The sequence below is a fragment of the Dactylococcopsis salina PCC 8305 genome (assembly GCF_000317615.1).
Taxonomy (GTDB): domain Bacteria; phylum Cyanobacteriota; class Cyanobacteriia; order Cyanobacteriales; family Rubidibacteraceae; genus Halothece; species Halothece salina.
On the sequence record NC_019780.1, the window covers coordinates 2,200,735 to 2,224,542 of the forward strand.

Annotated in this window: 34 protein-coding genes and 1 pseudogene; 31 read left to right on the plus strand and 4 right to left on the minus strand. The window is 41.0% G+C overall.

Annotation, left to right across the window (positions count from 1 at the left end; all coding sequences use genetic code 11):
• The first annotated feature begins 331 nt into the window (after positions 1-331).
• The 17 genes from DACSA_RS10875 (at position 332) to DACSA_RS10950 (ending at position 10,714) form a co-directional block, all read left to right on the plus strand.
• Positions 332-775 (plus strand): RrF2 family transcriptional regulator, encoded by a 444-nt coding sequence (locus DACSA_RS10875; protein WP_015229803.1) that lies wholly within the window; start codon positions 332-334, stop codon positions 773-775.
• A 3-nt stretch (positions 776-778) separates the two neighbouring features.
• Complete coding sequence (gene cbiB / locus DACSA_RS10880) at positions 779-1,753, plus strand: adenosylcobinamide-phosphate synthase CbiB (protein ID WP_015229804.1); 975 nt, start codon at positions 779-781, stop codon at positions 1,751-1,753.
• A 141-nt stretch (positions 1,754-1,894) separates the two neighbouring features.
• Positions 1,895-2,314, plus strand: coding sequence for a hypothetical protein (locus DACSA_RS10885; protein WP_015229805.1), 420 nt, complete (start codon positions 1,895-1,897; stop codon positions 2,312-2,314).
• Positions 2,315-2,392: 78 nt separating this feature from the next.
• Positions 2,393-3,019, plus strand: a complete 627-nt coding sequence (locus DACSA_RS10890) for a nucleotidyl transferase AbiEii/AbiGii toxin family protein (protein WP_015229806.1) — start codon at positions 2,393-2,395, stop codon at positions 3,017-3,019.
• The gene (locus DACSA_RS10895) at positions 3,012-3,275 is read left to right on the plus strand and encodes a hypothetical protein (protein WP_041235450.1); all 264 of its coding nucleotides are present in this window, start codon (positions 3,012-3,014) and stop codon (positions 3,273-3,275) included. The genes DACSA_RS10890 and DACSA_RS10895 overlap by 8 nt, the downstream gene beginning before the upstream one ends.
• A complete protein-coding gene (locus tag DACSA_RS10900; RefSeq protein ID WP_041235451.1) occupies positions 3,256-3,885 on the plus strand; it encodes a Uma2 family endonuclease in 630 nt (209 codons plus the stop codon). The genes DACSA_RS10895 and DACSA_RS10900 overlap by 20 nt, the downstream gene beginning before the upstream one ends.
• A 167-nt stretch (positions 3,886-4,052) precedes the next feature.
• A complete protein-coding gene (locus tag DACSA_RS10905) occupies positions 4,053-4,277 on the plus strand; it encodes a hypothetical protein (RefSeq protein ID WP_232225327.1) in 225 nt (74 codons plus the stop codon).
• Positions 4,274-5,440, plus strand: a complete 1,167-nt coding sequence (gene pseC, locus DACSA_RS10910) for a UDP-4-amino-4,6-dideoxy-N-acetyl-beta-L-altrosamine transaminase (RefSeq protein WP_015229808.1) — start codon at positions 4,274-4,276, stop codon at positions 5,438-5,440. The genes DACSA_RS10905 and pseC overlap by 4 nt, the downstream gene beginning before the upstream one ends.
• 320 nt (positions 5,441-5,760) lie before the next feature.
• The gene (locus DACSA_RS10915; protein WP_015229809.1) at positions 5,761-6,825 is read left to right on the plus strand and encodes an N-acetylneuraminate synthase family protein; all 1,065 of its coding nucleotides are present in this window, start codon (positions 5,761-5,763) and stop codon (positions 6,823-6,825) included.
• Positions 6,822-7,565 carry an acylneuraminate cytidylyltransferase family protein gene (locus DACSA_RS10920; RefSeq protein ID WP_015229810.1) on the plus strand — a complete coding sequence of 248 codons (744 nt, stop codon included), beginning with the start codon at positions 6,822-6,824 and terminating at the stop codon, positions 7,563-7,565. Before DACSA_RS10915 ends, DACSA_RS10920 begins: the two co-directional genes overlap by 4 nt.
• 12 nt (positions 7,566-7,577) lie before the next feature.
• Positions 7,578-7,862: a class I SAM-dependent methyltransferase gene (locus DACSA_RS21510; protein WP_198007553.1), complete on the plus strand. Its 285-nt coding sequence runs from the start codon at positions 7,578-7,580 to the stop codon at positions 7,860-7,862.
• A gap of 22 nt (positions 7,863-7,884) precedes the next feature.
• Positions 7,885-8,199 carry a pseudaminic acid biosynthesis-associated methylase gene (locus tag DACSA_RS21515; RefSeq protein ID WP_198007554.1) on the plus strand — a complete coding sequence of 105 codons (315 nt, stop codon included), beginning with the start codon at positions 7,885-7,887 and terminating at the stop codon, positions 8,197-8,199.
• Between the two features lie 5 nt (positions 8,200-8,204).
• Positions 8,205-8,657 carry a DUF29 domain-containing protein gene (locus DACSA_RS10930; protein WP_015229811.1) on the plus strand — a complete coding sequence of 151 codons (453 nt, stop codon included), beginning with the start codon at positions 8,205-8,207 and terminating at the stop codon, positions 8,655-8,657.
• Entirely contained in the window at positions 8,654-9,703 is a 1,050-nt protein-coding gene (gene pseG, locus DACSA_RS10935; protein WP_015229812.1) for a UDP-2,4-diacetamido-2,4,6-trideoxy-beta-L-altropyranose hydrolase, read from the plus strand. The genes DACSA_RS10930 and pseG overlap by 4 nt, the downstream gene beginning before the upstream one ends.
• Positions 9,704-9,718: 15 nt before the next feature.
• Positions 9,719-9,994, plus strand: a complete 276-nt coding sequence (locus DACSA_RS10940) for a UPF0175 family protein (protein WP_015229813.1) — start codon at positions 9,719-9,721, stop codon at positions 9,992-9,994.
• A gap of 94 nt (positions 9,995-10,088) precedes the next feature.
• Positions 10,089-10,382, plus strand: a complete 294-nt coding sequence (locus DACSA_RS10945; RefSeq protein ID WP_015229814.1) for a nucleotidyltransferase family protein — start codon at positions 10,089-10,091, stop codon at positions 10,380-10,382.
• Entirely contained in the window at positions 10,379-10,714 is a 336-nt protein-coding gene (locus DACSA_RS10950; RefSeq protein ID WP_015229815.1) for a HepT-like ribonuclease domain-containing protein, read from the plus strand. Before DACSA_RS10945 ends, DACSA_RS10950 begins: the two co-directional genes overlap by 4 nt.
• A gap of 61 nt (positions 10,715-10,775) precedes the next feature.
• Here DACSA_RS10950 and DACSA_RS10955 read toward each other — a convergent pair whose 3' ends face one another.
• A complete protein-coding gene (locus DACSA_RS10955; protein ID WP_015229816.1) occupies positions 10,776-11,033 on the minus strand; it encodes a hypothetical protein in 258 nt (85 codons plus the stop codon).
• A gap of 379 nt (positions 11,034-11,412) precedes the next feature.
• Between DACSA_RS10955 and DACSA_RS10960 the strand changes: the two genes are divergently transcribed.
• The 10 genes and pseudogenes from DACSA_RS10960 to DACSA_RS11005 all read left to right on the plus strand — a co-directional run bounded on the left by DACSA_RS10960 (position 11,413) and on the right by DACSA_RS11005 (position 17,754).
• Complete coding sequence (locus DACSA_RS10960) at positions 11,413-12,165, plus strand: hypothetical protein (protein WP_015229817.1); 753 nt, start codon at positions 11,413-11,415, stop codon at positions 12,163-12,165.
• Positions 12,166-12,205: 40 nt separating this feature from the next.
• Entirely contained in the window at positions 12,206-12,553 is a 348-nt protein-coding gene (locus DACSA_RS10965) for a nucleotidyltransferase family protein (protein WP_015229818.1), read from the plus strand.
• Positions 12,550-13,032: a ribonuclease toxin HepT-like protein gene (locus DACSA_RS10970; protein WP_015229819.1), complete on the plus strand. Its 483-nt coding sequence runs from the start codon at positions 12,550-12,552 to the stop codon at positions 13,030-13,032. Before DACSA_RS10965 ends, DACSA_RS10970 begins: the two co-directional genes overlap by 4 nt.
• Positions 13,033-13,118: 86 nt before the next feature.
• On the plus strand, positions 13,119-13,625 hold the full coding sequence (locus DACSA_RS10975; protein WP_015229820.1) for a DUF29 domain-containing protein: 507 nt from the start codon (positions 13,119-13,121) through the stop codon (positions 13,623-13,625).
• Positions 13,622-14,488 (plus strand): DUF4351 domain-containing protein, encoded by an 867-nt coding sequence (locus DACSA_RS10980; protein ID WP_015229821.1) that lies wholly within the window; start codon positions 13,622-13,624, stop codon positions 14,486-14,488. Before DACSA_RS10975 ends, DACSA_RS10980 begins: the two co-directional genes overlap by 4 nt.
• A gap of 45 nt (positions 14,489-14,533) precedes the next feature.
• Positions 14,534-15,082: a UDP-4-amino-4,6-dideoxy-N-acetyl-beta-L-altrosamine N-acetyltransferase gene (gene pseH, locus DACSA_RS10985; RefSeq protein ID WP_015229822.1), complete on the plus strand. Its 549-nt coding sequence runs from the start codon at positions 14,534-14,536 to the stop codon at positions 15,080-15,082.
• Between the two features lie 69 nt (positions 15,083-15,151).
• Complete coding sequence (locus tag DACSA_RS10990; RefSeq protein ID WP_015229823.1) at positions 15,152-15,727, plus strand: formyltransferase family protein; 576 nt, start codon at positions 15,152-15,154, stop codon at positions 15,725-15,727.
• A gap of 60 nt (positions 15,728-15,787) precedes the next feature.
• Positions 15,788-16,258, plus strand: coding sequence for a PIG-L family deacetylase (locus DACSA_RS10995; protein ID WP_071880317.1), 471 nt, complete (start codon positions 15,788-15,790; stop codon positions 16,256-16,258).
• 371 nt (positions 16,259-16,629) lie between these two features.
• A pseudogene (locus tag DACSA_RS11000) lies at positions 16,630-16,956 on the plus strand (Uma2 family endonuclease); the annotation flags it as partial.
• Positions 16,957-17,271: 315 nt separating this feature from the next.
• Positions 17,272-17,754, plus strand: a complete 483-nt coding sequence (locus DACSA_RS11005; protein ID WP_015229824.1) for a DUF29 domain-containing protein — start codon at positions 17,272-17,274, stop codon at positions 17,752-17,754.
• A gap of 190 nt (positions 17,755-17,944) precedes the next feature.
• Here the strand turns inward: DACSA_RS11005 and tsaD are convergent, their stop codons facing one another.
• On the minus strand, positions 17,945-18,991 hold the full coding sequence (gene tsaD / locus DACSA_RS11010) for a tRNA (adenosine(37)-N6)-threonylcarbamoyltransferase complex transferase subunit TsaD (RefSeq protein WP_015229825.1): 1,047 nt from the start codon (positions 18,989-18,991) through the stop codon (positions 17,945-17,947).
• A gap of 158 nt (positions 18,992-19,149) precedes the next feature.
• On the opposite strand from tsaD, the gene DACSA_RS11015 reads away from it, so the two are divergent.
• Both DACSA_RS11015 and psaJ read left to right on the plus strand, forming a co-directional pair.
• The gene (locus DACSA_RS11015) at positions 19,150-19,653 is read left to right on the plus strand and encodes a photosystem I reaction centre subunit III (protein WP_015229826.1); all 504 of its coding nucleotides are present in this window, start codon (positions 19,150-19,152) and stop codon (positions 19,651-19,653) included.
• A 30-nt stretch (positions 19,654-19,683) separates the two neighbouring features.
• A complete protein-coding gene (gene psaJ, locus DACSA_RS11020) occupies positions 19,684-19,812 on the plus strand; it encodes a photosystem I reaction center subunit IX (protein WP_015229827.1) in 129 nt (42 codons plus the stop codon).
• Positions 19,813-20,008: 196 nt separating this feature from the next.
• Here the strand turns inward: psaJ and DACSA_RS11025 are convergent, their stop codons facing one another.
• The gene (locus DACSA_RS11025) at positions 20,009-21,031 is read right to left on the minus strand and encodes an NAD(P)/FAD-dependent oxidoreductase (protein WP_015229828.1); all 1,023 of its coding nucleotides are present in this window, start codon (positions 21,029-21,031) and stop codon (positions 20,009-20,011) included.
• Positions 21,032-21,112: 81 nt separating this feature from the next.
• On the opposite strand from DACSA_RS11025, the gene DACSA_RS11030 reads away from it, so the two are divergent.
• On the plus strand, positions 21,113-22,054 hold the full coding sequence (locus DACSA_RS11030) for a BMC domain-containing protein (RefSeq protein ID WP_015229829.1): 942 nt from the start codon (positions 21,113-21,115) through the stop codon (positions 22,052-22,054).
• Between the two features lie 53 nt (positions 22,055-22,107).
• Entirely contained in the window at positions 22,108-22,362 is a 255-nt protein-coding gene (locus tag DACSA_RS21520; protein WP_198007556.1) for a hypothetical protein, read from the plus strand.
• Here DACSA_RS21520 and DACSA_RS11040 read toward each other — a convergent pair.
• The gene (locus tag DACSA_RS11040; protein WP_015229831.1) at positions 22,309-23,622 is read right to left on the minus strand and encodes a valine--pyruvate transaminase; all 1,314 of its coding nucleotides are present in this window, start codon (positions 23,620-23,622) and stop codon (positions 22,309-22,311) included. The two genes, DACSA_RS21520 and DACSA_RS11040, sit on opposite strands and share 54 nt — an antisense overlap.
• Positions 23,623-23,808 lie beyond the last annotated feature (186 nt).

Consider the following 23,808-nt stretch of genomic DNA (forward strand, 5'->3'; position numbering starts at 1 on the left):
CAGCGACTAACCGCATCAATTAATGATAGAGTAATATAGCAATTCTATAGCAGTCCTATTTCATTTGTAAAAAGTTTACTCATGGAAGCCCCCCAAACTTGGGCCGGAGCGAAGGTGAGGATTGGGGGGCAAAAACAATTTACGATTCATTTAGGATTGCTATATATAATTTGTAAAAATTTGACTCACTAAAGCCCCCAATTTTGGGGGATTGGGGGGCAAAAAAAATACGAATCTTATGGGATTGCTCTAGTATTTCCCCTGAGATTAAAAACTATTTCCGGTCAAGCGTCTTGATCTAGTGACGCTGATTCTTATCAACTTGAATCCGATGAAATTAACCACTCGTGGACATTATAGCGTTAAAGCTCTACTTGATTTAAGTTTACAATCCCGTCTGAATCCCACTTCCGTAAACGCGATCGCCGCTCGTCAGGGATTACCGCCAGCGTATTTAGAAAAACTCTTGATCACAATGCGACAAGCGGGTTTAGTCGAATCAGTAAGAGGAGCGCAAGGAGGATATAAACTTGCCAGAGAACCCCAATTTATTTATTTAGGAGAAATTTTAGAAGCAGTGGGAGAAACCATTGAACCTTTACCCTCCCATACCCCTAACGCTGAACAAGCAGAAGATTGGGTTACTTATAGTTTATGGAAACAACTCCATCAAAAATTAAAAGAAGCATTATCTAGTATTAGTCTTGCGGATTTATATTATGATGCCCGCAGTTGGCAAGCCGCCCAAGGTGAAGAAACTAACTTTGTCGTTTAAAAAATGATGATAGATTATGACGCAACCATCCTACTAATTGCCGCCTTTCTCGATTATCTCATTGCTGATCCCCTCTTTCTTCCTCATCCCGTTCAAGGGATGGGAGTGATCATTTCCTTTTTCAGTAAAAACTTCACTAATCTCACTAAGAATTCTTCCTTACGTCGTTGGGGAGGAATCGCTTTCGGGATCAGTTTAATTTTCGGAAGTGGTGGCTTGAGTTGGCTCATCATTTACTTGAGTAAAGAAATCTCAATTGGGTTGAGTTTTTTATTAGAAGTGATTTTATTAGCAAGCTGTTTCGCCGGTCGTAGTTTACGAAATGCTGCTGTTGCTGTCCTCACGCCATTAAAGAATAATGAAATTGAAACCGCTCGCACTCAACTTAGTTTTTATGTGGGACGAGATACCGAAGATTTATCAACAGCGGAAATCTCAAGAGCAGTGTTAGAAACTATAGCAGAAAATACCACTGATGGAGTGACCGCCCCCCTATTTTATGCAATTTTAGGTTTAGTGATTGGTGTGGGAAGTGTTCCCCTCGCACTCGCTTATAAAGCCAGTAGCACCCTTGATTCGATGGTGGGTTATCAACGAGAACCTTTTACTGATATCGGTTGGTTTAGTGCCAAATTTGAAGATATTTTGACCTGGCTACCTTGTCGGTTCACCGTGTTGACAATTAGTTTAATCGCCCTGCAACCGCTAAAAGTCTGGCAAATTTGCCGCCGTGACGCGACGCAAGACCCCAGCCCCAACGCAGGATGGAGTGAGTGCGCTTATGCCGTTGTTTTGGGAGTGCAATTAGGAGGGAAGAATACTTATCAAGGGGAAGTAAAGGAAAAACCCTTATTGGGAAACCCTGAGCAAAGCATCACTGAGGAAAAGATTGAGCAGGCTTTGAGCTTAACCCGAACTTGTTTTTTGATTTGGCTATTTTTAGCAGTGATAATTCTACAAATTAATTTGGGAACATAAGCTCACCCCTCGCGTCTCTTTTCGGGAGAATCGGTAATAATATGTTTGAGTAGAACTTAGGAGTTGGGCTTCGACGGTCTAAATTGATCTCAGTCCCTCCCACGTAACCTTGTCGTTCTGTAATGCCAGAAGGAGGTCGAATTGCGGAGAAGGTGTGACCGAAATCGGAAACGTTCTCGACGGCGGGCAATTTATTGTCCTGAACATGGTTGCTATCTCGATAGCGTGAGCCAAAAATATCCGATTTATGCCGATCGTCCTGAACAATTAAGAGAACAAGGGATGTCGAAAAAAACAGCAACCATGGTCTTAACTGACCATACGGCGGTTCGGACTCCACTATGGATCGAAGCGTTTTGGTGTGGTGAGTGTGAAGAGGTGCGATGGTATTTAGTGAAGAAAACCGACCGTCGGACGTTTGAATTATCTTCTGTACCGCGAGGGTTATGGGAAAGAATGGAAGGAGCAATTGATCCGTTTGGGAATCCATCAGTCAGTGAGTTTACGCGCAAACAGGCGAAAAGATTAAATCAGAAAGTTTTTCGGGACTATAATTCTTAAAGCCCCAACTAAATGAACTGCGTCACTTGCTTGTTTGAAAAAAAAGCGCGATCGGTTGCTTAATGGGAAAAAATAATGATGAGACCAACAATTACTGATCCTCAGGCCCAAAGACGGAAATGGTTCATTAATCTTGTTAAAAAGCGAATTCAATCAGGAACAGGAAGCAGCATTACTTTTCTCAAGCAACGGAGATGGACGTTTTCGGTGAGCAACCTTAGGGAAATTATTAAGCAAGTACCTTTCGTTATCGTTGGTGGTGTGGCGACTCGGCTTTATATGCCTGAACGAATGACAGTTGATATTGATATTTTAGTGAAAGCAGAAGATGCAAGGTTAGTTTATGAAGATTTAGAACAAGCTGGAGGTAAAAAAGAAGGTAATTTGAGTATTCCAGGAAGTCAGTGGACTTTAAACGATGGCACTTGTATTGATATCCTAGAAGTTGCAGATGCTTGGGGAATAGAAGCGATTGAGCATCCGAATTATGCTCCTGATGGATTACCTGTAATTGCACTTCCCTATTTAGTTTTAATGAAACTTCTGGCTGGGCGTAGCCAAGATTTGGCAGATGTTAGCCGAATGTTGGGAGGTGCAACAGAGGTTCAGTTAGAAGAAGTGAGAGCGGTGATCAATCAATATTTATCAAATGCGGTAGAAGATTTAGAAAGCCTAATTATGTTAGGAAGATTAGAACATGGGTGAAAGGGGAAGATGGGGAAGAAAAATCGCTCCCTTGTCTCCCTTGCACTTTTTTGAGGGGTTAAGAGCCTTAAAGCCTCATTGGGTAAAGGTTTCAGTTTCCCAACAGGAAACCCTAAATACCTTTCCAGAACGCCCGATCGCGCCCTTAGAACAAGTCTTGGATGAAAACTGGTTGCCTGAAACTGAAAACATTGAGGTTCAAGAAGACAATGAACACCCATGCAAAGAGATTGAAAATGACTTCCGTATTGCCTAGAACCCAACCCGTCACCTTTGAGGAGTTTGTTCAATGGAAACCAGAGGATCAAAGGTATGAACTTCATAATCAAGTCATTATTGAGATGCCACAGCCGTCAGGAAAACATGAAGAAATTACCTGCTTTTTAGCAGAACGGATTACTGCTGAGTATCTTCGTTTAAACTTGCCCTACCGTATTGCTAAAACCGTACTCGTTAAGCCCCCTAAAAGTGAATCGGCTTATTCCCCAGATGTTTTGGTCTTAAATCACTCCAGCCTCATTAATGAACCTCTGTGGAAGAAACAATCAACACTAACTCAGGCAACATCAATTCCCCTAGTCATAGAAGTTGTGAGCACTAACTGGCGAGTGGACTACTTAACAAAAGTGAAAGATTATGAAGAAATCGGCATCCCTGAATATTGGATTGTTGATTACCTCGGTTTAGGCGGGAGAAGATTGATTGGTGACGCTAAACCGCCGACAATTTCAATTTATGAACTGATTGATGGGGAATATCAAGTGCGTCAATTCCGAGACAATGAGCTCATTATTTCCTCAACTTTTCCCGAATTAAAGCTGAACGCTAACCAAATTTTTCAAGCAGGGGAAATAAACTTGACTTGAAATTAGCAACTCGCGCGATCGCGCCCTGAAATCGCTAAGGAAGACAAGGAAGACAAGGGAGACAAGGGAGACAAGGGAGACAAGGGAGCGATTTTTCTTCCCCATCTTCCCCTGATTGTGAACAGCGCTTAGTGGGGATTCGCCCAGGTGAGAAAATTCACGAAGAAATGATTACCAGTTCCGATTCTTTTACCACCGTTGATTGTGGGGATTATTATGCGATTCTCCCCGCCAGTGGATGTTATGGTATTGAAGAATACTGTGCAGCGCGACAAGCAACCCCAGTTAAACCGGGAATGAGTTATAATTCAGGCGATAATGACTGGTTTTTAACAATTGAGGAACTGCGATCGCTGATCCGAGAAAATGTTGATAATAATTTTCCCCTATGACTTCATTTATTCCCTACGGAAAACAAGAGATTTCAGAAGCAGACATCGCAGCCGTGATTGATGTCTTAAAATCCGATCGCATTACCCAAGGTCCAGCAATTGAACGCTTTGAACAAGCTGTCGCTGACTATTGCGGCGTTAAATATGCGGTGGCTGTTTCCAGTGCGACAGCAGGACTCCATATTGCTTGTTTAGCATTAGAATTAGGGGCAAATGATCTCCTCTGGACTTCTCCCAATACCTTTGTCGCTTCGGCGAATGCGGGGCGTTACTGTGGGGCGAGTGTAGATTTTGTGGATACTGATCCCAAAACCTATAATTTAAGCCCAGAGGCTCTAGAAGCGAAATTAATGGCAGCCGAAAAACAGGGAAAACTCCCCAGTGTGGTGATGCCAGTGCATTTAACTGGACAGTCGGCGGTCATGGCGGCGATCGCGCCTTTAGCGGAGAAATATGGGTTTCGAGTCATAGAAGATGCGTCTCACGCGATCGGGGCGCAATATCAAGGAAAACCCGTGGGATGTTGTGAGTATTCAGACATGGCTGTGTTTAGCTTCCATCCTGTAAAAATCATCACCACAGGGGAAGGCGGAATGGTCGTCACCAATCAAGATGAGCTTTATCAGAAATTAATCCGTCTCAGGACACATGGCATTACCCGTGACCCGAACTTGATGACAGAAAGCAGTCATGGCGGTTGGTACTATCAACAATTAGAGTTAGGTTTAAATTATCGCATTACCGATATTCAAGCCGCACTTGGTGCTTCCCAAATGCAGCGTTTAGAAAAATTTGTCGATCGCCGTCGTAGCCTCGCCCAACGATATAACGAGCAGTTACAGGATTTACCCTTAACCTTACCCGATCAACATCCTGAGACTAATTCTAGTTGGCATTTATATGTCATTCGGTTGCAATTAGATCAAATTCAAAAAACTCACCAACAAGTATTTAATGAGTTGCGAGAAGCACAAATCGGCGTAAATTTACACTATATTCCGGTTCACACCCAGCCCTATTATCAACAATTTGGATTTCAATGGGGAGATTTCCCAGAAGCGGAACAGTATTATCGAGAAGCGATTAGCATTCCTTTGTATTATGGGTTAACAGAAGCGGATCAAGATCGGGTCATTCAAAAGTTACGGGAAATTTTAAAATAAAACTCAATTGACAATTATCTCTTGGCTAAAATAGAACGAAATTTAAGTCAAAGGTCAATCCTTCTTGTAGTATGAAACTGGGTTAGCTGATAAATTATGCGGAGGAAGTTATTTTGGTCTTACAGCGCGATCGCGCATTAGGAGTGTTTCGGGGAAAAGAACATTTACCTGTTCCTGCTTCCATTGCACTAACTCTTACCCCACAGGAAATTTTTGCTTGGGTAGATTAAGCCTTTGTTTTTATTAAACCACGATAAGAGAAACGCTATTTTGTGAAATAATTGAATTAAGCCAATTTTATATTTTTTGAGGAGAAAAAAATGAATTTCAAAATCGGGAATCGCGAAATTGGAGATAGCTATCCCTGCTTTATCACATTTGAAGCAGGAGCAACTCATTCAGGAGTAGAATATGCCAAGAAATTAGTACAGCTTGCTGCTCAAGCGGGTGCAGATGCTGTTAAGTTTCAAATCTATGATGTTGATCGTTTAGTTTCTGATAAAAAACAATTATTTAGTTACAAAGTTTTAGTGGATCGAGAGTCTGGAAATACAGAGGAAGTTCAAGAACCTTTATACGATATATTACTTCGACGGAGCTTAACTCAAAACGAATGGAAGGAAGTTAAAGCGACGGCTGACCAAGAAGGACTAGCATTTTTTGCAACAGTAGGATTTCCAGAAGATATTGAATTGTTACAGGAATTAAAATGTGATTCGATTAAAATTGCTTCTGCTGATGTTAATCATCATCCTTTAATTCGGCAGGCAGCAAAAACAGGAATGTGCATTCAATTAGATACTGGTAATTCGACAATTGGTGAAATTGAAGAAGCAGTTGATTTAGTTTTGCAGGAGGGAAATGACAACTTGATCATTCATCAATGTCCTTCAGGATATCCAGCCCGCTTAGAAAGCATTAATTTGAATATTATTCCCACCTTAAAGCAAATGTTTCAAGTTCCAATTGCTTACTCTGACCATACACCAGGTTGGGAAATGGATGTTGCAGCAGTAGCACTTGGCGCCAATTTAGTTGAGAAAACCATCACACTTGATCGTACCACTCGCAGTGTTGAGCATATATTTTCTCTTGAACCTTCTGATATGAAGCAGTTTGTACAGACAATTCGAGATTTGGAAACCGCTTTCGGCAGTACCCGTCGTTTAATGAGTGAATCCGAGCGAAACAAGCGTCTTGCCACTAGAAGAAGCTGTTATTATGTTCATGCCCTGCAAAAAGGAGATTTGATTACAGAAGAAGCAATCGACTATCGACGACCTGGATATGGTCTTTCACCCAAAGAAGTCACGAAACTAATTGGGAATCGAGTGCGCCAAGAATGTCCAGAGGGGAAACAAGTTGAATGGACAGATTTAGAATGAGTGATATTAATTTAGGAAAAGTATTAGCTTTAATTCCTGCTAAAGGTGCATCTCAACGCCTCATTCAAAAAAATTTAAGGTCTTTAGGGGGGCGTTCCCTTTTATCTTGGACGGTAAGAGTAGCCTTAGCTTCTCAATGTTTTGACCGAGTGGTTGTTAGCACCGAAGATCAGAAAATTGCTGAGGTATCTAGCAACTTAGGAGCAGATGTTCCCTTTCTCAGACCAGAAAAATTAGCAGTTGATCCAGCAGGTGTAGTAGATGTTTGCTTACACGCTTTAGAACAATTAGAAGCTCAGTCTGATCAATTTGATACTTTAGTTATTTTATTACCATCTTCTCCCTTTCGAGCCGTTGCCGATATAAAAGGAGCAATTAATAGATATCTAGAGAGTAAAGCTGATTTTTTGATGAGTGTTACACAATTAGAACATTCTCCTCTAAGTTCTCTGATTTTAGATGAGACAGGTTTTTTGAAACCACTTCACCCAGAGTGGATCGGACATTTAGGAGCGAAGGCAAAAAAGGAACAAATTCCCAATTTGGTTAGATGTAACGGTGCAATTACGATTGTTAATGTTGAGCGATTTAAGCAAGAAAAACAATACTATGCTTACCCACTTGCAGCTTATGAAATGCCTTGGCTTCGGGGTCTTGATATAGATACTGAACAAGACATTTGGTTCGGTGAATTTTTATTAGAGCAATCATTAATTGAGGAAGAGAAATTACTACAGTGAGGAGATTTTGAGATGACAAGTTATAAAACCGAGCAAGAAAATTTTTGGTCAGGAGAATTTGGAGATGACTATATTACTAGAAATCGTGGTGAGTTTTCGATAGCGAGTAATTTAGCTCTTTTTTCTAAAATCCTATCAAAAACTCATAAAGTGCGTTCTTTGATTGAATTTGGTGCAAATATTGGCTTAAATTTACAAGCAATTCAATTGCTACTACCTGAAGTTAAAATTTCGGCTGTAGAAATTAATTCTACTGCTGTAAAAGAGTTAGAAAAAATGGGGGGGGGTAACTGTTGAGAACAAATCAATTCTTGATTATTTGCCACAAAACAAGTTTGATTTTACCTTAATTAAAGGAGTATTAATTCATATTAACCCTGATTATTTATCTAAAGTTTATGAAATCTTGTACCAAAGTAGCAATCGTTATATTTGCGTAGTAGAGGATTACAATCCTAGTCCTGTAACGGTAAATTATCGAGGTCATCAAGATCGTTTATTTAAGCGTGATTTCGCTGGTGAAATGCTAGATAAATTTCAAGACTTATCTTTAATAGATTATGGTTTTGTTTACCATCGAGATACTAATTTTCCTCAAGATGATTTAACTTGGTTTTTACTAGAAAAAAGATAATCAAAATGAATACATCTCTTTATGAAAAAGACTTTTATACTTGGGTGCAACAGCAAGCAAGTCTCTTAAGTCACAAAAAATTTGATCAGTTGGATTTACCCCATTTAATCGAGGAGTTAGAAGACTTGGGAAAGCGTCACTATGATCAACTTGAATCTCGTTTGATGCAGTTAATAGCTCACTTATTAAAATGGCAAGTTCAATACTGGAAACGAACAAACAGTTGGCGAGCGACGATTCGCGTACAAAGAACAGCGATCGCGAAACTCCTGCGACGCAATCCTGGTCTCAAATCTCGTTTAGAAGAAGCGATAAGAGAAAGTTGGGAAGAAGCCAGAGACTTAGCTATTATTGAAACTGATTTACCTGATGAACAGTTTCCTGAAGCCTGTCCTTTTTCCTTAGAAGAAATCCTGAGTGAAACGTTTTTTCCAGAGCCAGAAAATAACTCCCAATGATAACGCCAACCCAATTCAATTTATTATTCAGAGTTGAAGCCTCGATCGCGATCGGAAGCGGTCATCTGATGCGGTGTTTAGCATTAGCTCAAGCATGGCAAAATGTCGGAGGAAAAGCTGTTTTTGCCGTTGCCACAGATATCGGAAGATTGCAAACTCGCTTAGAAGCAGAAGCCATAGCGGTTCGCTTCCTACCAGTTGTCACAGGAAGTGATGAAGATGGAAAGGAAACGATTTCTGTAGCGAAACAGTTAGGAGTCTCTTGGTTAATTATAGATGGGTATCAGTTTGGAGGAGACTATCAAGCGCAATTAAAAGCAGCAGGATTAAACCTATTATTTATTGATGATTATGGACACGCTGAACATTACTATGCTGATCTGGTTTTAAACCAAAATCTCTCGGCCGATCAAAGTTTATATCCTCATCGAGAAACTAAAACTCAGTTATTATTGGGAACAGATTACGCGCTTTTAAGACGGGAATTTTGGCAATGGCGAAACTGGAAACGAGAGATTCCTGCAACTGCAAGTAAGATTTTTGTCACCCTTGGCGGGGGCGATCCTGATAATGTAACCCTGAAAGTCATGCAGGCTTTATCTACTATCGAAAAAGAAGGATTAGAAGCAGTGGTAGTTGTGGGAGGAAGTAACCCTCATTATGACCAGTTGCAAGCGGTGGCGCAAGCGTCTCCTTTCCCGATCGCGCTAAAACAAAATGTAACTAATATGCCAGAGTGGATGGCGTGGGCTGATCTCGCGATCGCAGCAGGAGGATCAACCAATTGGGAACTCGCCTTTATGGGATTACCCAGCGTGATTATTACAGTAGCCGAAAACCAAAGCGCGATCGCGCAGCAGTTAGGCAAAATGGGAATAACCGTTAGTTTAGGGTGGTATCACCACTTAACCATTAATCAATTGAGCGCGACCATTACTAATTTACTTTCTGATCACAGACAACGCCAACAGATGAGTGAAAAAGGGAGAAAGTTAGTAGATGGTTTGGGAAGTCAAAGAGTAATTGATCAGATAATGGAAACATAAGGAGAAAATTAAATAATGAATATCAATGATATGTCAATAAAATATCCCACAGGATTTGAAAAAGCAGTTCAAATGACTAGAGAAGAAATGGAACAGCATATCCGTTTAATGGCTGCTTTGAAAATGTTTGAGTTAGGAAAAGTTTCTTCTGGGAAAGCAGCAGAACTAGCAGGAATATCAAAGCTCGATTTTTTTGATGCTTGTCATCGCTATCGTGTTAGCATTTTCAATTATCCACCCGAAGAACTGGCTGAGGAACTGGAACAAGATTTAAATCTTCTGCTAGAATGATTAATCAATAACTCAGGCGCGATCGCGTATTTCTAGGGGTTAATGAAGTAATCTAATAACTGTTGCCAAGCGTAAAAATGAAGAGGGGATGCCAATGCTCACCTTGGATAATTTACTCCAACAACGGGACAAAATTCTAACTGTTGCTCAACGTCACGGAGCATATAATGTTCGTGTTTTCGGTTCTGTCGTGCGAGGAGAAGCCAGCGATCGTAGTGATGTAGATTTGCTAGTTGATTATGATCGCTCTCATCGCTCATCTTGGTTTCCAATGGGACTGATCGAAGATTTGGAAGCGTTGCTGGGAGTTCAGGTCGATGTTGTTACGGAGAAAAGCCTAAAATCTCGTCTGCGAGATCGGATTCTACAAGAAGCACAACCTTTATGAGGCGCGACTTAGAACGACTACAGGATATTTTGGAAGCGATCGAGCGTATTCAAAGTCGAGTTGACCTTAATCAAATTGAGAATGATGAGATGCTTCAAGTTTGGGTTCTATATCACTTACAAATTATTGGTGAAGCTGCCCGCGCCCTCTCCTCCGAATTAACGCAACACTATTCTCAGATTCCTTGGTCAAAAATTATTGGTTTACGTAATCGCGTTGTGCATGAGTATTTTGATATTGATCTTGATATCGTCATTGATATTGTTATATACGATTTACTTGATTTAAAGGAGCAAATCAAAGGGATTCTTAATGATTTCACTGACAGTTAGTATCGACGGTTAACCAACTGATAACAGTTATTTATGAGTTACTTTCGGCACAGCAAAATTGTTATCGTTTTGGAGTTCCATAAATATAATGATCATGTTGTTCAGCACTATCAGTAGGCAACTCATTTAAAACCTCTTCAGGAATATCAGCCACTAATTCCTCTGCAAATGCTCCTAACGACTGGGTATTTTCTGATTGATCATAAGATGAACAGCGGTGATGTTTAATTTTAGCGAGTAATAAAAAATCAAAAACTTCTTCGATCACAGGTTGTGGGGCTGTTTCTAGTTCTCGGAGTAATTGCTCTTTAATTGTCATGGCTCGGCTTCCTCATGAATTATCTCTCTACCACTAATGTAGCGCAAGGCTCTATGGCTTGCGTGCAGCACCTGGGCAAAATAGAACTAATACCATTTTGAAGAATTGGCACTACATGACGATCAACTAAGCCCCCCTTAATAAGGGGAATCCACCCTGACCCCCCTTCGCAAGGGGGAAACTATTTGAGGGGATCAGCCGTAGCAGGATTTTTTGAAAATGGTATAATGTCAGGTTCGCTCAATCAATGATAAAAAGTAGGTTGGGTGTAGCGAAGCGAAACCCAACACCAATTATAAACAATTACCCGAACCTGATATAACGATCATAACTTGAAAGTTGCTAGAATGATTAATCAATAACTTAGGCGCGATCGCCCATGAATTCTCAATTAGTCAAAGAAATTGCTCAGGAAATCAGGAATCTCTCAACAGAAGAGAAACAGTTTTTGCTTCAAGAATTGCAGCCAAATGAGTATTTAAGACAACGCCTTCAGTCTTTTTCCTCAATCGTTTATGAAGCACTTGATTTAGAGTTAAAGCAAGCGCATTACCGTTTCTATCGTCTTAGCGATGAAGGTTATTTTAACTTATCAAGCTACACGATTCCTATCAAAAACGATAGTGGATTTTTTACAGCCTTTTATTTGAATATTGAAACCATAGAATTGCCTAAACTTTACCTCAGTCTAAAACATTTATTTGGAAAAAGTAGCCGTTGTTTTGACGATTATAAATCGAGTTTTGCTTTTCCCCTATTTACTGAGATCATTAAACCCAATGCAACTTATAACTATATTATTGTTGTGAGAGATTATAGAGGTAGCATTGATTTTTCTATTCGCCGATGTGTTGAAGAAAAAATTGAACCCATTCAATCAGTCTATCATGAGCCGTATGATCAAGAGTTTTCTTTAGAAGAAATTCGTTATTTTGTTAGCTATTTTTGTGGCTATCTCTTGGGACTGTGGAAAGTTATCGATCGCGATCGAGTTCTACCATTTTATCATGAAATCCAATCAAATAATCTTCTCTATGGCTACAGTGAACAGGAGGGTTATTTTTGCTTTGAGTACGAAGAAGACAACCAACGCAGCGAAATTTTAGCCAGACTGGGTTTTCCAGAGAAATGATAGGATAAAAAGAAACAGAAATTGGGGGAGAGGATGACAAATGAATTCCTACAAAGCCACAGCAAGACGGCGAAAACAAAGCGCGATCGCGCAAACGGAAAAACGATGGCAACAAGCCCAAATCATTGCTCAACAAGCCTCCAATTTTTTAAGGCAAGAATATGGTGAAATACAAGTTATTTTATTTGGTTCAAGTACACAGCGCGATCGATTTCATCTCCACTCAGATATTGACTTAGCAATTAAAGGTTTACCCCCAGAACATTTTTTTAAGGTAGTAGCGCAGTTACAGGATTTATCACCAGAATTTCAAGTCGATTTAGTGCAACTAGAATATTGCCAAAATTCTCTACATCAATTAATTTTAGAAGAAGGAAAACCGTTATGAATGGTCGTTACTTAACGCTTGCGGGTCGAATTCGTCGCGATCTAAAAGATTTAGAAACAGTTGTCCAGCGCAGTCAAGATATCTGGAAACAATATGAAACCTCTCAAAACGATCAATTTCTAGACGCAGTTGCACTTAACTTACACAGTTTTTACACAGGAATAGAACGTATTTTAGAAAGCATTGCCGAAATTAGCGATGGGTATCAGCCGACAGGAAAAAGCTGGCATCGAGAATTGTTACTACAATTGGCTTCAGAAGTTTCTGGAATTCGTCCTCCAGTCTTAAGTGATTCACTCTTAAAAGCCTTAGATCAATATCGTGGGTTTCGTCATGTAGTGAGAAATATTTATACTTTTCGTCTCGAAGCTAACCAAATTTCACCTTTAATTGATCAACTTTCAACAACTTATCAAAATTGTCAGATCGAGCTTTTGCAATTTGCTGATTTTTTAGAAGAAACTGGTACTTCCACCTAAGATATATGTAGATACGACAAGCAAATAATCTGGAGCATACTACATAAAAAGTAAGCAATAAACAGTTAAAAGAGAATGCCAGAATCATGGTAAGTGAACTAACCAATCCCACTCAAAATCAACTTTATGAAACCGATTATAACCTTTGGGTTTTAGACACAGCCAAGAAACTGCAAAATAAAGAATTAGATGCTCTCGATTGGGAAAATTTGATTGACGAGGTATTAGACTTGAGTCGGCGGGAAAAAAGAAAATTGGAGAGTTTGCTAACCCGACTCTTTGAACATTTACTAAAACTAAAGTATTGGGAATCAGAAAGAGAAAGAAATCGAGGTCATTGGCAAGGAGAGATCAGAAACTTCCGTATTCAAATTTGGCGAGAATTGAAAGCAAGTCCGAGTCTTAAGCGTCACCTCTCAGAAACTTTCGAGGAATGTTACCAAGATGCCCGAAAAATTACAATAGACAAAACTCAGTTATCCCCTGATACTTTTCCTGAAACCTCTATTTCGTTTTGCGACTTTCCAAAGGAAATCGCACCCTTAGATCAAGTCTTAGATGAAGAGTGGTTACCCTTTGAGGAGAAAAAATGAGCAAACCTTCCGATATTGGAGGAAAACGACTGATTAGCCTTTCCCCTGAAAACTGGGCGCGATGGCTAACGGAACTCCCGCAAGTGAAAGTGATAGAAATGGTAAACTCAGATTTGCAATGGGTGAGCCGAGAAAATGATATCGCCTTGAAAGTCACCAGTCCAGACACGGGAGACTTTTTACTCCTCAATGAACTGCAACTGCGTTATTCCGCTAAACTTCCCAGAAGAATGAGAGCTTATAGCGGTTTGGTCGAGGAGAAATATCAGTTGCCAGTGTATCCGATTTTGGTCAACATACTTCCTCATGTCATTAATCCTCAAATTCCCACCTGCTACGAATCAAACTTTCAGGGAATCCGAGCTTATCAAGATTACAAAGTTGTTAACTTATGGGAAGTAGAAGCAGAAATTGTCTTTGAACAAAACCTGCGTACATTATTGCCATTTGTACCAATTTTGAAAGGGGGAAGAGAAGAAACAGTTGTCAGAGAAGCGTTGCGGGAATTGAGAGCAGATGAAGACTTAAACGAGTTAGAACCATTGCTCTCATTTTTTGCGTCGTTTGTGCTAGAACTACCAGTAGTACAGGAAATTATGAGGTGGGATATGGCAGTCTTAAGAGAGTCTCCCTGGTATCAGCAGATTTTACAAGAAGGAGAGCAGATAGGAGAGCGACGAGGAGAGCGACAAGGAGAAGCCAAATTAGTCTTGCGCCAGTTAAATCGTCGTTTTGGAGTATTAAACCCAACTCTGGAACAGCAAATTCAGGAGTTATCCGTAGAACAACTGGAAACCTTAGCGGAGGAATTGCTCGACTTTTCGACAGTGGAGGAGTTAGAAACTTGGTTAGAACAACAGTGAAGTAGAAAGCGCGATCGCAGTGACATACACTTTAAAATTCCAATAATGGCAAAATGCGAAGATTACTTTCTGAGAAACCTACAAGAAACTGACTTAGAAAAGGTTTTGACATGGCGCAACTCCGAAAGAGTGCGGATTAATATGTACACGAATCATGTAATTACATGGGAAGAACATTTAGCTTGGTTTCAAAAAATTCAAAAAAAGGAAAATGTTATTTACTTAATCTTTGAGTTTTTAAGTTGTCCGATTGGATTAATTTGTTTTACCGATCTCGATCGAACGAATAATAAAGCATTAGGAGGGTTTTATTTAGGCGAAGTTGATACTTCTCCTAGAAGTGGCATAGCAATGGAATATTTAGGATTAGAGTATGTTTTTGAAAAAATGGATTTCAGAAAACTAGGCTGTGAAGTATTAGCATTTAATAAAAGTGTAATTAAGTTTCACAAAAAATTTGGATTTAGCCAAGAAGGCTATTTTAATCAGCATATCTATAGAGATGGGCAGTATTTAGATGTCGTCTTTTTAGCTTTGCTTAAAGAAGATTGGCTAAACTCTAAAGAAAGATTAGCTAAACTAGCCTTTAGATAAAATCATAAAGATTAAAACCAGATGCTTTAGACTTAACTTAATTCCAATTTGTAAAATGAAATACCAATTATGAAAGTTTTATTACTAGGACCAGAGAGATCAGAAATTATTGGGGCTTTAGATAAAAGTGGAGATGAGGTAGAGATAATAGAAAAAAAATTGTCTGTAAATGATCCAATTATACAAGAGGTAGATTTTTTAATCAGTTATGGATACCGTCATATCTTAAGGAAAGATATTCTAAGTAAGTTTCAAAATAAAGCGATTAATATTCATATCTCTCTATTACCTTGGAATAGAGGTGCTGATCCCAATTTATGGAGCTTCCTAGAAAATACCCCCAAAGGAGTAACTATCCATTATTTAGATGAAGGAATTGATACAGGAAATATTTTAGTTCAAACTGAAACGGAATTTACTAACGAGGATACTTTACGAACCAGCTACGAAAAGCTCAATGAACTTGCTATTGAATTATTTCAGAGTTCATGGTTAAAAATTAGAGAGGGAAAAATTCCTTCACAGCCACAACCTGGCGGTGGTTCATTACATCGTCTTCAAGATCGAGAACGTTATAAACATTTGTTAACTAACGGATGGGATACACCTGTTATTAATTTAATTGGTAAGGCTTTAAGTAATTAGAAAATTACCGAACTCTCAGCACTCGCCCAAGCAGCCCACGAAGCAAAAGCCATTTTAGGGGTGAGTTCCTTAAAATTAATGGATTTTCCAGACAATCGGATGGATAGCTGCGATTTACTCGATATTATCAAAGCGATCGAGCCATTAATCCAAGAATATTCCCCTCAGCGCATTTACACCCATCATCCAGGGGATGTCAACATTGATCACCAGCGCATTAGTGAAGCTGTAATCACCGCAGCGCGATCGACCCCCAATCATGCCACAAAGACAATTCTCTTTTTTGAAGTTCCCTCCAGTACAGAATGGCAAGTTTCCCCCGTGAAAGCAACCTTTCAGCCGAACTGGTTTGTGGATATCTCCGAAACCCTCCAGTTAAAGCAAAAAGCCCTCGCAGCCTATGATTCAGAAATGCGGGATTTTCCTCATCCAAGATCATACAGCGCGATCGCGCATTTAGCCCATTGGCGAGGCGCAACAGCAGGAGTCGAAGCAGCAGAAGCCTTTGTTTTAGCCCGTCATCGAGAATAGAGCTTTTTTATACCATTTTGAAGAATTGGTGCTACAGTAACGGTCAGTTAAGCCCCCCTTAGTAAGGGGGGTTTGGGGGGATTGAAGGGGAGAAAACGTTGGGTTTCGCTACTCTCCACCCAACCTACGGCTAATTCCCCCCTTGCTAAGGGGGGTTAGGGGGGATTAAAGGGGAGAAAACGTTGGGTTTCGCTACTCTCCACCCAACCTACGGCTAATTCCCCCCTTGCTAAGGGGGGTTAGGGGGGATTAAAGGGGAGAAAACGTTGGGTTTCGCTACTCTCCACCCAACCTACTTTTGATCATTGATTGAGCGAACCTGATATTACAAGGTTGTTCATCAACGCAGAACATCAAACCTTTGTCGAAGCCCAGAATTAATTGTGGAAATCGCCAGTAGCAGCGCCTCCTATGATGTACACGATAAGTTACAGGTTTACCGTCGCAATGGAGTACGGGAATATTTGGTTTGGTTAGTCGAAGATCAAGAATTTCGGTGGTATATTTGGGCAGAAGCAACCGATCAGCAATTATCCCCTGATGAGTCGGGAATTTTTAAAAGTCCTTTTTTTCCTGGGTTGTGGTTGGATGCCCCTGCGCTTTTATCGGGAAAAATGCAACAGGTACTATCGGTGCTAAACTCAGGAATTAGTTCCTCTGAGCATCAAGCCTTTGTTGAGCGGTTAGGTAAAACTTAATCATCGATGGCGATCGCGCTTCGGTTGTTGTCTAAAAAGGCAAGAAAAGGAGAAAAACAGACGATCGCGCCCCTCGATCAAGTTTGAGATGAAAACAAGTAAAATCAAAAATTATGGTAGCAGACTCTCCACAAGCACAAAAACAACTCTATGAAATTGAGTCCAATTGATACAAGGCGCGATCGCGCTAGACAATTTATCCTCAGCCACTACACATGGGATAAAATTGCAACTCAATTGATCGAGATTTATATAGCCATTTGCGAAAAGAAACTTCTAAAATAGTGGACAAAGCGAGGTCGGGCAAAATTTACCATGCAAACCCATCAAGTTTCTAACCAACCCCAACTTTATGATCAAGATTATTACCTTTGGCTAAAAAAAACTCAAGAGCAACTGGCAACGGGTAACTTTTCTGCACTGGATGTTGCCAATTTAATTGAAGAACTTGCTGACATGGGGAAAAGTGAAAAACGAGCAGTAGAAAGCAACTTAACAATTCTCATCATGCACTTACTGAAATACCAATATCAACCCCAAAAGCGTTCTAACAGTTGGCTGTTTACCATTCGAGAACATCGGAGAAGACTCGAAAAACTATTCAAAGATAGTCCGAGCTTAAAGCGATACTTTAATGAAGTATTGAATGAATGCTATCAAGATGCACGAGAACTTGCTGCTGCTGAAACGGGTTTACCGTTAGAAATGTTTCCAACTCAAACTCCTTTCACAACAGAAAATATTCTAAATCCAGCCTTCTTGCCCAGCACTAATGATGATAACAATTCTAATATCTAGATCATTGCACTTATAATTGATTGGATTAAAACAACTTTGTCTTTGGTAGCCGTAACCTCGCCATTACCCCCATTGGCATTCCCTCACGACCTCAATCTGAACCTTCTTGGAAAACCCCTTAAACTGTCCAAACTTTTTGCATCTCGGAAACCCATACCCTCTTTCTCGGATACCAACTTTTGTGTGGTAATTAGTATTTACTACCATAAAGACTCATTAATTCAGTCAGACTTAAACGAGAATTGGCACTAATTGTTAAAGGGGAAAATTCATTGCGTTGATAATGTTGCACTCCAGCACAAGCAATCATCGCTGCATTATCTGTACACAAACGCATCGGGGGAAAGTGAACCTTTAACCCTTTCTCTGTTCCCATTGCGGTTAATTTCTCCCTTAAACTCCGATTCGCTGCGACCCCTCCTCCCACAACAATGGTTGATAAACTGTGTTCTAAAGCACAGGCGATCGCGCGGTGAGTTAACGATCGAGCGACGGTTTCTTGAAAGGAAGCCGCCAGATCATTCACGGGTAACGCTCCTTGAGTTTCTAATTGCTTCACCAAACGGGAAACTGCCGTTTTTAAGCCACTAAAACTAAACTCATAGGGATAATAGCCCCCATCGGGATGAGAGACTTTTCCTTCGGGGAGAGAATAAGCAAAAGGATTTCCCAACTTCGCCGCGCGATCAATCGCCGGCCCCCCTGGATAACCTAATCCTAACAAACGGGCGGTCTTATCAAACGCCTCTCCTGCTGCATCATCACGAGTTCCCCCCAAAACCTCATAACTACCATAATCGCGCACTGCAATCAAACTGGTATGACCACCAGACACCAATAAACAGAGAAAAGGAGGCTTTAACGTCGGTTCACTGAGATAACTGGCGTAAATATGTCCTTCCAGATGATGAATTCCCAGTAACGGCTTATTATGAACCATCGCGAGAGTTTTTGCCGTTGCTAATCCCACGAATAATGCTCCCACCAAACCTGGCGCAACTGTCACCGCCACCCCATCAATCTGATCCCAACCGAGGCTTCCTTCCTGTAACGCCTCTTCTAAACAGACATTCATCACTTCTAAATGTTGACGAGAAGCGACTTCTGGCACAACACCACCATAAGCACGATGAACATCAATTTGGGAAGCAACAATATTACTTAAAATGTGACGATTCTTAACAATAGCGACACTGGTTTCATCACAACTGGTTTCAATGGCTAAGATAGTTGACATAGTTTGATACGGCAAAGATTTGTGTATGTTTAGTAATATTAACTTTACGGAGCATCAATCCAAGGTTAAGATCAATTTTTGACGTATCAACGTATTAACTGTTGCGTTGTCTTTTGTACAAGAAAACTAAATTCAGTTGTAACAAAAGGAAATAATTTATGCCAAGACTGCTTGCTTTAATTTTGTCCGGAATACTCCTTTTAGGCTTTGCAGCACCTGCTCAAGCCCAAGCTGGAGGCAATTCTCAACTCGTTCCCTGTAGTGAGTCCGCAGCGTTTCAACAACGTGCTAAAAACTTCCGCAATACCACCTCTGATCCCAAGTCTGGAGAAAAACGTGCTGAACGCTATTCTCAGGCGCTTTGTGGTCCCGAAGGCTTACCCCACTTGGTTGTAGATGGTCGTCTATCTCATGCTGGTGACTTTCTGATTCCCAGTGTAATGTTTCTTTACATTGCGGGTTGGATCGGTTGGGTTGGTCGTGCTTATCTGATCTCCATCAGAGAAGAGAAAAACCCAGAAGAAAAAGAGATTCTGATCGATGTTCCCCGCGCTCTTAAAATTATGCTCAGTGGCTTCGCTTGGCCCGTTGCTGCGGTGAAAGAATTACTTTCTGGTGAATTAACCGCTAAAGAAGGCGAAATTCCCATTTCCCCTCGCTAATGATTTGTTGATCAATCGGAGATTAATCTTATGGACAATTTCAAAACTTTTCTTTCCAGCGCCCCTGTTTTATTGACTGCTCTTTTAACGTTTACGGCAGGACTTTTGATTGAGATCAATCGTTTTTTTCCTGATTTATTATTCCATCCCATGCCGTAGTTTTGAGACAATTTAATTAAACTTCAAGACTCGCAATTGTTAGTAGTTACATTTTGTAGGGTGGGCATTGCCCACCCTACGGTCTTTTTCCCGAATAACAAATAACGAATAACAAATAACGAATAACAAATAACAAATAACGAAATCAATCTCGTTATTCTTCTAGTATCCGTTAATCCGTAACCTGTGACCAGTGTTAGGCTATCCCCTGAGAGAAAACAACAAAATTCCCCACTTCCCAACCAGAGAGAAAAGCACCTTCAAGGCTAGACACCGATTCCTCTCCTGAAACAAACCCATCTCCTGCCAAATAAAGAGAATCTATAACCGTGAAAAATGGCTCTGGAAATCGATCGATCGGGGTACTATAACGCCAAAAATGTCCTTGATACTCAATCACTGTCACGTTACCTAAATATCCCCTAGCAGCGGCAATCAACTCTTGTATTGCGATATCTCTTAAAGGTTTGGGATAATGTTGTTCACTAAAATGATGAGTTCCTTGTAAGGTTACAGCATAACCATGGGGAGAAATCCCTTTTTGATGATTGCAAGCAATCCAATCTAACTTTTCCCCTTTCACCTGATAACCGCCAGCATAAGGCATTAAAATCGGATCAGATACCATTAATAACACCGCCAAACACATCCGATAAGAAACGCCACTGAGTTGTTCCCACGCCGCATCAGATAAAGGAATTTGCGAAGACTTTAAAAGGTCAAGACTTTGCGGTAAAGGCGCAGTGAGGATCACAGAATCACTTTCATATTGATTTTCCTCCTCATCGAAAACTCGCCAACTGTCTTGATGTCTTTGTAAACTGACAACTTTTGTTCCCGTTTGAACATCTAAATCAGATGCGATCGATTTTGCAACGTCCCGAATCCCTTTAACACCGCGATATTTAGGTTGTTTAACCTCTGCTTCTGTTTTTGCCTCACAATTCCATTCCTCGACAAGTTTTAATTGTCGCCAGTTCTCAAGCCAAGATTGAAACGTTTCACCTTGAGCCGTGATATACTGCGCCCCATAATCAAAGATTCCCTCACCAGAATTGGGAATATTAATCCGACGAGTCGCTAAACGTCCTCCAATTCCCCTTCCCTTATCCAAGACTTTTACCGTAGCCCCTTGGGATTGAAGTTGAACCGCCGCCACTAATCCACTCAGTCCACCGCCGATAATTAAACAGTCCTTTCGCAAATTTGAGTCACTCATAATTTTGTCTCCAGATTTTCTAAAGCGTAACTTGTCCGTTATCGTTGAGATAGGGGAAGACTTATTCACTGAAATCTAGAAATGGCATCTCAAAGCGAATTACCAGCACCGTTCAATCACCAATCACCACCACCGCAACAACATTATAGTGATAGTGCTTTAGGGTTAGTCTCAACCAAGAGTTTTCCCGCAATTGTGGGAACAGCAGACATGATGTTGAAGTCAGCAGAGGTGACTTTAGTCGGTTACGAAAAAATTGGTAGTGGTCATTGTACGGCTATTGTGCGAGGAAAAACTGCTGATGTTCGTTTAGCGGTGGAAGAAGGGGCGAAAACCGCCGAACAATTTGGTCAACTAATCGCTAAGTTAGTGATTCCCCGTCCCATGCCAAATTTAGAAGCGGTCTTTCCAATTGGTACTCGTTTAGTCGAATTGGCGCAACAGAAACGGGGTTATAGTCATCTCAGTAACCGCGCGATCGGGCTATTAGAAACGAGAGGGTTTCCCGCAATGGTCGCTGGTGCGGATGCGATGTTAAAAGCCGCTGATGTACAGTTGGCATCTTATGAAACCATTGGCGAAGGTCTTTGTACAGCCATTATCCGAGGATCAGTGGCAAATGTGGCGATGGCGATCGAAGTGGGAATGCAAGAAGCGGAAAGAGTCGGTGAACTTCATGCTGTGATGGTGATTCCCCGTTTAATGGAAGACTTAGAACATACCCTTCCCGTCGCAAACTATTGGTTAGAAGACGAGGAACAACCGTTATCGTTACCAGAAAAACAGAAAGAAACGGAAAAACAACCGTTATCGTTGCCAGAAAAACAGAAGGAAACGGAAAGACAACCCCTTTCTTTCCCCGAAAAACAAGAGGAAACCGTAGAAGCAGAATCAAAACCAGAAGAAGAAGATCGGCAACCGATCGAGTTACCTGAATTAGAGAAAATTAATTATTCCGAAGACAACCAAGAACAACAGCAACAGAAACGTCAACAAGCACAATCTCCCGAAGAGGACAATTAATTAGTGCCTCCTGAAAAAGTTCATGGATCGGTGTAGTAAGGCAAAAGGCTTGCATGCAAAAGGCAAAAGGCAAGATGGGGGAGATGGGGAAGATGGGGAAGATGGGGGAGATGGGGAAGATGGGGAAGATGGGGGAGATGGGGAAGATGGGGGAGATGGGGAAGATGGGGGAGATGGGGAAGAAAAATCGCTCCCATTGCTCCCTTGTCTCCCTTGTCTCCCTTGTCTCCCTTGTCTCCCTTGTCTCCATCGAATTAGATTTTGGCAGAACTGGTGACGGAATAAACCTTTTCCACCACACTGGCTAAACGACGCATCGCCGTTGCGATCTCTTCATTAGTCGCCGTTAAACTAATCCGAATACATTCATGTTTATGTTGCCATTCTTCCTTCAAACCAGGAAAGAACGTACTACCTGGAACCACAATCACATCGTGTTTTTTCAACTCTTGATACAGTTCCCAATCTGTCATCGGTAAATCTTTTAACCATAACCAAGAGAAAATTGCGCCCTCTCCTCGATGTAAAAACCAGGGAACATCTTTTGGCAGGGTTGCATCGAGAGTTTCTTCAAGAACAGTAAATTTATTCTGATAATAAGAACGAATCACATTCTCGGCAATATGTCCCAGTTTACCAGAAGCGATCGCGCGAGCGGCCATGGCTTGTCCGTAACGGGGAGAATGAATACATAAATTAGTTTGGAAGGATTCTAACACCTCAATTAATTCTGGATCACCGATCGCCACTCCAATCCGTTCTCCTGGCAGTCCCGCCTTTGATAAACTTAAACAGTGTAATAAGTTCCCCCCAAACTGTGGTTTCATCTCCGTAAAATTCAGCGCTGGATAAGGAGGGGCATAAGCAGCATCGAGAATCACAGGAACTTGGTTTCTGTTGCCTTGGTTGGCGGCGAGTTCGGTAATTTTCGTTAATTCCTCATCAGAAATTACATTCCCAGTGGGATTACAAGGTCGAGACAGAATGACACAACCCGTGCGTTCATCAATGACTAATTGGCTAAAATCAGGACGATATTTAAAGCGGTGAGCCTTCTCATCCAGATCAAGAGTCGGTTTATAGGCAAGTAGCGCTTCTTTAAATAAACTGACTCCCCCATAACCCGTGTATTCTGGACTGAGGGGAAGAACAATTTGTTTCAGTGTTCCTGCTTCCGTATAGCCCCCAAACGCATTGGCAGCATAAAAATAAAGCGCCTGAGAACCAGGAGTAATCAAGATGTTGCGATCGGTGAGAGAGAGTCCATAACGCTGGTTAAAATCGTTCACGATCGCTTCAATCAAAGGCGCGTAACCTTGAGACGAGCCATAACGACAGACCACCTCTCCGTATTCATCACTCGCTAATAATTCCGCCGTACAATCTCGCCACAATTGTTCTACTTCTGGAATAATGACGGGATTCCCCGCACTGAGATTAATAAACTCTCTTCCTCCCGCTTGACGCAGGGTTTCAATAATATCCTTCATAATGGCACGCACACCCGTTAATTGGGACATTTGCGAGCCAAGTTGGGACAGATCATAATCCATTGCTTTATTCGCCATCAATACTCTGATTATTTTAAAACTGTACCGACCATCCTAGCCGAACTTGCTAGAATTGAAGACAGAATTAAGAGACTGAATGAGCTACGCACAACTTCAAGTTTTTGTCAACCTCTCGTTACAAAATTTATAATTTGACTGCAAAAATTGGTTTAAACTCTTTCCCAAAAACTTGACAAGATTGGA